This is a genomic window from Microcoleus sp., assembly GCF_041354475.1.
Taxonomy (GTDB): domain Bacteria; phylum Cyanobacteriota; class Cyanobacteriia; order Cyanobacteriales; family Microcoleaceae; genus Microcoleus.
Genome location: NZ_JBGJZU010000024.1, coordinates 70,861 through 79,506, shown reverse-complemented (window position 1 = coordinate 79,506; position 8,646 = coordinate 70,861). Strand labels below are relative to the sequence as shown.

Below are 8,646 nucleotides of genomic sequence, written 5' to 3'. Positions count from 1 at the left end.
TACAGCGAGCTTGTACGGTGGTAATTTAAGGATTCAAGATCACGGCGGCCCCTCTTCCTTTCTTATCCTCAACAAGCGGGGGCGGGCAGTCGTTTGGTATCTTCCCTGATTCGTAATCGAACGGTCGTGGGTTCAAATCCCACCATCGGCTTACAAAAAACCAGCTATTTTCAAGGGTTATACAGCATTCACGAGCTGTAGAACGTTTATTTTGTCTATGGTTTGTCTAGGACTTGTCTATGGTTTGTCTAGGACTTACGTGTGGTTTGGTGGGCGAGTCTGACGAGCTTTTAAGGGACTGAGGATTTGATTGAGTACGCGCAATTGTTCCGCAGTACCCAAACAAATCAGCATATCTCCTCCACAAATCGCGGTTTCTCCGGTTGGCCCGACAATCAAAGTCCCGCTAGCGCGCCGCACTGCTAAAACTAAGGCCCCCGATTGCGATCGCAATTTGGCATCTCTCAAAGTTTGTCCGACGTAGACACAACTCTTGGGATCTACCAGAAATTCTTCCATGTAAAAAGAACTCTCAGTACCTGTTAAAACACCGTCTACAAAATCCATAACTTGAGGGCGCAAAGCCGCTGCCGCCATCCGCTTTCCCCCAGTGATGTAGGGGGATACGACAGCATCGGCACCACCCCGCTGCAACTTCTGTACTGCTTCTTCTGTGGTGGCGCGGGCGATCGCCCGTATCTTAGGGTTCAGGGTTTTCGCTGACAGCACAGTGTATAAATTCTCAGCATCCGAAGGCAAAGCTGCTACGATACAAATTGCCCGATCGACTCCCACACTCAGCAAAATTTCATCGAGAGTGGCATCCCCTTGCACCGCCGTATATCCTAGGGCCAAAGCTGCCTCCACCGACTGCACCGCCGAATCTATCACCACAAAAGAGATATTTTCTGCCTGAAATTCCACAGCAATCTGACGCCCAGTGCGCCCAAAACCGCAGAGAATGTAATGCCCAATCAAAGAATCTACCAAGCGCCGTTGTTGCCTAATTCTTGCTCCTTCCTGAAAATATCCTTGAATGAGGGCTTCTGTAAAGCGGTTAACAATAAAACCAATAGCAATAACACCCATCAAAATTAGGCACATGGTAAACATTCGCCCGCGTTTACCGAGGGGATGAAGTTCGCCGTAGCCCACTGTTGCTAGGGTAAATACGGTCATGTAAGCCGCATCGAGTAAGGACCATTGTTCCACCAGCCAATACCAGAGAGTACCAGTGCAGAAAATGCCACCAAGGGCGACGACACCGCCCATTAACTCTTTTTGCAGTCGCTGATATTTTTGTTCGAGGATAGAATACACCGATGGGGCTGACCTATTACCTATTATGTGCTACCAAGTTTAACTATTTTTGGCGTACTTATGGCGATCGATTAATATTCAGGCGATCGCCCTTTTTCTCCATCGCTAATTCCGTCGCATAAGTGGCGATCGCTTTGATTAACCAAAGACTTAACCTGAAGATAATGGCGAGTTAAATTGCAACCCTGCGCCAGCAAATCATCCCCATTCAAATTCCACAATATCACAGTACCATCAGCACTGGCACTGGCGATCGCCCGACCATCGGGACTAAAACTCGCAATCCCCACCGCACTCTTGTGTCCCTTTAAAGTTTTGAGCAATGTACCATCAATTTTCCACAGCCTCACCATTTTGTCTGCACTCGACGATACCAGCATTTGGCGATCGGGACTAAAACTAATATTTGTAACTTGGCTGGGATGTTTAAAAATACTCAGCAGTTTACCGTCTTTGCTCCAAATGCTGGCAGTTTTATCGTTATTTGCGGTGGCAAACATTGCGCCATCTAAAGTCAAAATTGTATGTAAAATTCTCTGATTATTTACCTTAGTCAATTGGTCATTTTGCCCTGGATAAATTTGAATCAACTTGCCGTCAACTTGCCAAGATTTAACTAGATTATCATCGCTCACTGAAATCAGCCTCTGACTATCGGCGCTAAAACTTATGCTTCTAATTTTAGCGCTATTGCTTTTTAATATAGCTTTTAAACTGCCGTTGACATACCAAATTTTAATCGTGTTATCGTCGCTAGGTATTGCCAGCATTTGACTGTCTGGGCTGAAAGTAACCAAACCTAACTTAGTGGTTGAAGTGGGAAAAATTATGCGCTGATTAAAACTGTAAACTACTTGTTCTAGTGCAGTCAAAACCCGGAGTTGGATATCTGATGTCACTCCGAGCGAACCCCTCATTTCTTTGACAGCCCGAAGGCTTTCTATTAAAGCTTCCGGTTTTTTGTCGGCTGCCAATAGGGTTTCGGAAAACAAACTGAGAGTCAGGATTTTGTTGTTTCTTTCCTCAATTGATGGTTTTATCCAAAAAGCAACAAGTAAGATTGAAATCAGTAATGCTGAACTTACCGTGAAAATTTGTACTTTCAGTCGTTCTTCACGCCAGAGTTTAAGTTGAGTAGCTTTTCTCAGTTTTTGCTCTGCGGTTAGTTGTTCTAATAACTGATTTTCCCGACGCAATAATTCTATTTCTGCTTGAGTTTGTTCTTCGCGATCGCGCAATTGGGCAAATTCAGCCTCTTGGCTAGCTGCTAAAAACTGATAATCTTGGGTGCTCAAGCTTTTACCAGCAGCCCATTCTCGCGCATCTTCCAATGCTTGACCGCGCAACAATCGAGATTCATCTTGACAATTTGATACTATCCATGCTGTTAGCGATTCAGCATAAGGGCGCAAGTCTCCTAGTGCTTTTTCTACCCAGTTTTGGTTGAATATTGCTGCGTAAATTCGGTTAGATACGGTTAATTTTTCGCCACGTTTTACTACTAATCCGCTGAGTCGCAATTCAGTTTGTTCGGAAGTATCGTCGGCGTCGATCCCCTCTGCCAGGGGGGGCATGGGGGCAGGGGTAGGCACGGGGGCACTACCCCTACAAATTTCTCCTTGACCTGAGAGTGCTAGTATTTTTTGATATAGTCCTAATAACCTACTAGCGCGGTGCTGATTTCTCAAAAGGCGATCGCGAATTGTCTTCAAATGCACTGGCTCATCAGCAGCTTCCCAATTATCAATAATCTGAGATTGCACAATCTCCCTAATTAACAACTGGTTCGTAGTGAGGACTTCAATCCTTCTTGCTTCTTCGTTCCCCCCTTGGGGGGGGTAGGGGGGGGTTATTCTTGCTTCTTCTTTCCCCTTTTTGGGGGGGGTGCTTCTTGCTTCTTCCTTCCCCTTTTTGGGGGGGGTGCTTCTTCCTTCTTCGTTCCCCCCTTGGGGGGGGTAGGGGGGGGTTATTCTTGCTTCTTCCTTCCCGTTTTTGGGGGGGGTGCTTCTTCCTTCTTCCTTGCCTTGAACTATCAATTTACACAACTTTTGAGTCAGAAAGGGTTGACCACCAGTCCACTCCAAAATCTCTTGTAAAACTTCTTGAGAATTGTCAACTTTACCCTCAAACCCCTTGACTAAAGGCAAAGATTCGTGTAACTTAAAACCCTGAAGTTCAATAGCTCGACCAATATTAAACGGCGTCCGAGTTGCATCACTAATTAAATCCGATGGCGTAGCTACTCCCAGCAAAACAAATGTCAACCGCTGATATTCTGATTTGTGAGCGCGTTTATTATAGCAAGATCTAATCAAGGCAAAAAAGTCATCTAGCGATTCTTTGAAACTGAGAACGCTATCAATTTCATCAATAAAAATAACAATATTTTGAGAAATTTTGACCAGCAATAATTCTTCAATTAACTCTCCTAAACGTTGGACTGGCGACATCAATTCTCTCTCCCGCCACCAAGTCATAAACTCGACTGCGTTAAACAGGTTAAAATTGCACAAAAGTTTGTAAGCGACGCCGCCGTACCACTTATCGAGAGAGACTTGCTGGTTGCCAATGTCCGAAAGGTCGATCGTAGCACAAGCAATGCCATCAGCCGATAGCTTTTGTACGGTGCGCACCAACAAACTAGATTTGCCCATTTGTCGGGAATTGAGCACGTAGCAAAATTCACCATTTTTGAGGGCTTGATAAAGTTCTGAGTCAGCTTGTCGCACTACATAAGTAGGTGCATCTTGCGGGAGACTGCCGCCGATTTGATATTGGTAATCGACTGTCATGAGTTTGCCTTTAGTTGATTATTGTGTCACTTGTGTTGTGCCTTTACCGCAAATAACTTTGCCATTTTGATAAATTGGTTTTGCTGGTTCAATTGTACCGGGAGAATCAGCTTCGCACAAGATGGGTGTTGTGATTGCATCTCGGCATTTGGATCGAATTGTTTAGCAGGAACTAGAAAGACAGCGCTGACATAACTTTTTTCTGTTTTGGTTCCGATGGTATCTCCAGAATTATCTCATTAATAAATGAGGGGCGATCTAGCACGCCAATTACTCAGAGGTACATTAAAAAAAAGAAGCATTTATAACCATAAAGTGAAATGCTAGATAACTGAAATCTTTGTGGACTCATGAGCTTCTATCTTCTTTGTTTGTAGTCAGAACTTTAGTCCTTAAAATGTCAATCAAATTCAGCGAGGCAGAGCCTCTGGATCTGCGTTACCAGGCAGAGCCTGGTAACGAGAGCAAGCTTAAGTCCTCTTTAGAGGACTTTCGCTTTGAGGCAGGGGTTTAAACTCCTGCTGGACTTTGGGAAAGCGCGTGTTTATTGTCAGGAATGGGCAGATACTGAAAACCAGGAAAACAAGGAAATACTAATCGCTAAGCTCGTAGGTGTTGTATATCTTTACGGTCAATTGATGTTGGCTGAATCGCTTTAGTGCCGATCGCAAAATCGCGCAATTCCACCCTCGTAAACTTGACACCCCAAGGATCGGTGGTTGTATCCAACTCCTCCACTAAAGCATTATTGAGTAAATTGCGAGCCGTGTAAAGTTCCTCGACAGTTAATTTAGCAATCTGAGTCCGAATTGAAAGAATCAGCATATTGAACATAGCTTCCTTGAGATTCTGCACCTTGTAAGAAGCTTTTTCTAAGTCAATAACTCGCCAGTACACAATAAATTCAAGGGTGACAGAAACGCGATCGCGAGTTGCGCATTGTTGGGGTGGCAGTTTTAACATTTGCTCGCGCAGAGTTTGTTTATAAGCGACTGTTTCCACAAAGGGAATCAGAAATGTCAAACCAGGTTCGAGTTTTTTGCGATCGTACTTTCCGAAAATTTCAACTAAGGCTTCATCTCCTTGACGGACAATTTTAACACTGCTGGCTAAGGATACACCGGTGATTGCAAACAACACCATCAAAAAATACTGATACATAGTGAATCTCCTGGTAAATAGTTGACAATTGACAGTTAATAGTGATTTCTTAGTCCGCGAAGGCGGACTTTGTTTGTGTAGAAGCGATTTCAATCGCCGAGTCATATGTTGATGTGAATTAATTTGTCAGGTACAACAATCAACGTATTTCCTTCGCGGCGCAAAACGTAAACTTTTTGTCTGGGTGCGATTCCTTGGGAATCTTCATTGCGGGCTTTCCAAGAAGCACCTTCATAAATCACCATTCCAGTTTCTCCTGGGGAAATTTCGGAGATTGTTGTCGCTTCGGTTGCTTCGGGAATCACAAACTTTTTGCGAACAATGAAAATCGGTCGAATCCAGATACTTAGGGCGAGAGATATCCCCATCCAGTAGAATATCTGCCAGTCAAAATCTTCATACATTACGTTCGCCCAACTAAACTGAAATGCTACCGCTCCTCTCCACAAAATAAACGATGAAATTAGAGCAGCAGCCCCCATCATCAGCAGGTAAAACCTGTATTTTTGGGGCTGAGTTTTTTGGATTAATAGATCGATCGCACTTAGTACAACACCTAGTAGCAACCAAAAAATCGGCGGTGTGAAAGCGAAACCGGGTTGATTAGTGGCTAACGCCAGCGACCAAATTAGGATAGAGTACATAATTATTCACCCCCTTGTGACAGCGATCGACTTGGTTATTTCTAATCTAATCAGGCCGCTATTTGAGTTGGTGAGTGAGTTATTCGAGAATTCATCGACTTTTCATCGACTTTTCATCGACTTTGGGACCCTTGGCATTTATGATGGTTTTAGTGTCTCGATCGTTATAAGCAATGGCTCGATCGCTTAGGCTGCGTCTCCAGTACATTCCCGCAGTTAAATCGTCTCTCCTGAGAAATGGCTTTCCCAGTCAGAAAATCCTGGCTGAGGATTTAGGGATAGCCCAATCTACTGTCAGCCATTTCCTGAATGGCAAACCTGTGGATTATGCCAATTTCATCGAAATTTGTCGCGGATTGGGTCAGGAATGGCGCGATATAGCCGATTTTGAGCTGGAATCCCCGCCCGATGAGGTGTTGCCAATATCTGCAAAAATTGCGATCGCCCAATCCAGTGCAGACCAGGAATTAGCTGTCAATTTGAGCACAATCACTAACACAAAACAGTCAATAATTCAACCCTTGCCCGCCGCAGCGCCAGAATTGCCGGGAGGACAAGTAGATTTAGTTTCTAGTTTTTATATCGATCGCCCTCCCATCGAATCCCGCTGTTATGAAACCATTAGCCAGCCGGGAGCGCTGATTCGCATTAAAGCTCCCAGACAGATGGGCAAAACTTCTTTAATGGCGAGGATTTTGCATCATGCTGCACAGCAAGGTTCTCGCACGGTGGCGCTGACTTTTCAACTAGCAAATAGGAGAGTTTTCGCTAATTCTGATACTTTTTTGCAGTGGTTTTGTGCTAGCATCGGTCAAGAGTTGGGAATGTTGGAACAATTGCCAAAATGCTGGGAATTAGCTGATTTGATTGGTAGCAATCAGTGCTGTAAGGCTTACTTTGAACAGTATTTGCTGTCAGAATCCTCACCGCCTTTGACTTTGGGTTTGGATGAGAGCGATCGCCTCTTTGAATCGCCGGAAATTGCCGATGACTTTTTTGGATTGTTGCGCGCTTTGCACGAAGAAGCAAAACGGCGAGATATTTGGAAAAAATTTCGCTTGATTGTGGTGCATTCGACGGAAGTATATATCCCGCTGGATGTGAATAAATCGCCGTTTAATGTGGGATTGCCGATAGAATTGCCGGAGTTTAATGTGCAGCAAGTGCAAGATTTGGCAAAACGGCACGGATTGAGTTGGAGTGCTGCTGAAGTAGCAGAATTGATGAGTTTAGTAGGTGGAAATCCTTATTTAGTGCGGCTGGGAATGTATCATATTTCGCGTCAAGATGTGAGTTTAGATCGGTTAGTGAAAGAATCTGCAACTGAAGCGGGAATTTACAGCGATCATTTGCGCAGACATTTGTGGAATTTAGAGAAATATGGGGAATTAATGGAGGGGATGAGAGAGGTGACGAGTGTTTCCCAGCCAGTGCGATTGAGGTCAGAATTGGGGTTTAAGTTAAATAGTATGGGGCTGGTGAAGTTGGATGGAAATCATTGTATTCCGAGATGTCGCTTGTATGAGGAATATTTTCGCGATCGGCTAAATGGCAAATAATTCTTACAAGACTTACGCAACGGGCCTTGCGAAGATCGAATTGGTGTTTACTTAAGACTAAAAACCTTGAGAAATCTCGTTTTTCCCGATCGTCTAGATCCCCCTAAATCCCCCTTAAGAAGAGGGACTTTGAGAGCGCTTCCAGTCCCCCCCTTAAGAAGGGGGACTTTGAGAGCGCTTCCAGTCCCCCCCTTAAGAAGGGGGACTTTGAGAGCGCTTCCAGTCCCCCCCTTAAGAAGGGGGACTTTGAGAGCGCTTCCAGTCCCCCCCTTCTTAAGGGGGGCTAGGGGGGATCAAAGTCGATGAGAAGTCGATGAGAACTCACTCATGTTCTCAAATAGTGACGTGATTTAATAGAAATATGGTAGAAAGTGCGATCGACCAGGTTGGCAAATCCTCAGTCCAAGGTCAAAGAGGCGCTACCTCAAAGCCGAATCTCGCACATCTCCTAAGACAAATCATCGTCTAAAAACTTCTCGTGTCAAACATTTGGAGAACAACTATGCAACTCGAAGAAAAGCCTGAACTAAACCAAATTAACCAAAAATCGGAAGCTTTGGTAAAAACTTATCAACCCGATCGGCCCATCACAGAACCTAAATCTGTCGCCAAAAATTATCAGCCAGATTTGTGGCCAATAAAAAAACGTAAATCTGTGGCAGTAACTTTACTGAAAATAACTTTTCTGTATTTTCCTTTGGGTATAATACTTTCTGTGATAGTTGCTGCGATCGCCATCCCTGAAGTTGCGAATTGTGGCGGCAATAAAGCGAAGCATTCAGAAGCTAAGCAATATGTTGCCTCAATCAACAAAGGTCAACAATTTTATTATGCAGAGAACAATACATTTTCCAATTCCATTAGTCCCTTGGGTCTCGGCATTAAAACTCAGACCACCAACTATAACTATTCAGCCATAGCTACCAAAAATGCTGCGTTTAGTTATGGGGTAGCCCGCAGCGATAATCTTCTTAGCTATGTCGGGGCTGTATTTTTAGTACCTGTTTCCCCAGCAGATAAAAATGAAAAGACTACTGTATTCATTGTGTGTGCAGCAAATTATCCTGGGAATATCCAACCAGCTAATCCTATCCTTCAGAATGATGCTCCTGTTTGCGCTGCTGGTACGCAACCATTAACGAATTAAATATCGACATTAATCAGAATCTC

The 8,646-nt window shown here is 44.2% G+C and carries 6 protein-coding genes; 2 read left to right on the top strand and 4 right to left on the bottom strand.

Annotated features, from left to right (window positions below):
• Positions 1-255: 255 nt before the first annotated feature.
• The 4 genes from ACBR23_RS11785 to ACBR23_RS11770 form a co-directional block, all read right to left on the bottom strand.
• On the bottom strand, positions 256-1,320 hold the full coding sequence (locus tag ACBR23_RS11785; protein ID WP_341737303.1) for a potassium channel protein: 1,065 nt from the start codon (positions 1,318-1,320) through the stop codon (positions 256-258).
• A 71-nt stretch (positions 1,321-1,391) separates the two neighbouring features.
• On the bottom strand, positions 1,392-4,112 hold the full coding sequence (locus tag ACBR23_RS11780; protein WP_371121267.1) for an AAA-like domain-containing protein: 2,721 nt from the start codon (positions 4,110-4,112) through the stop codon (positions 1,392-1,394).
• Between the two features lie 600 nt (positions 4,113-4,712).
• Positions 4,713-5,273 carry an SPFH domain-containing protein gene (locus ACBR23_RS11775; RefSeq protein WP_371119618.1) on the bottom strand — a complete coding sequence of 187 codons (561 nt, stop codon included), beginning with the start codon at positions 5,271-5,273 and terminating at the stop codon, positions 4,713-4,715.
• 101 nt (positions 5,274-5,374) lie between these two features.
• Positions 5,375-5,917 carry an NfeD family protein gene (locus ACBR23_RS11770; RefSeq protein WP_371118103.1) on the bottom strand — a complete coding sequence of 181 codons (543 nt, stop codon included), beginning with the start codon at positions 5,915-5,917 and terminating at the stop codon, positions 5,375-5,377.
• Between the two features lie 173 nt (positions 5,918-6,090).
• Here ACBR23_RS11770 and ACBR23_RS11765 point away from each other — a divergent pair, with 173 nt between their 5' ends.
• Both ACBR23_RS11765 and ACBR23_RS11760 read left to right on the top strand, forming a co-directional pair.
• Entirely contained in the window at positions 6,091-7,476 is a 1,386-nt protein-coding gene (locus tag ACBR23_RS11765) for an AAA-like domain-containing protein (protein ID WP_371119619.1), read from the top strand.
• 502 nt (positions 7,477-7,978) lie between these two features.
• Positions 7,979-8,623, top strand: coding sequence for a type IV pilin-like G/H family protein (locus tag ACBR23_RS11760; RefSeq protein ID WP_371119620.1), 645 nt, complete (start codon positions 7,979-7,981; stop codon positions 8,621-8,623).
• The last annotated feature ends 23 nt before the right edge of the window (positions 8,624-8,646 follow it).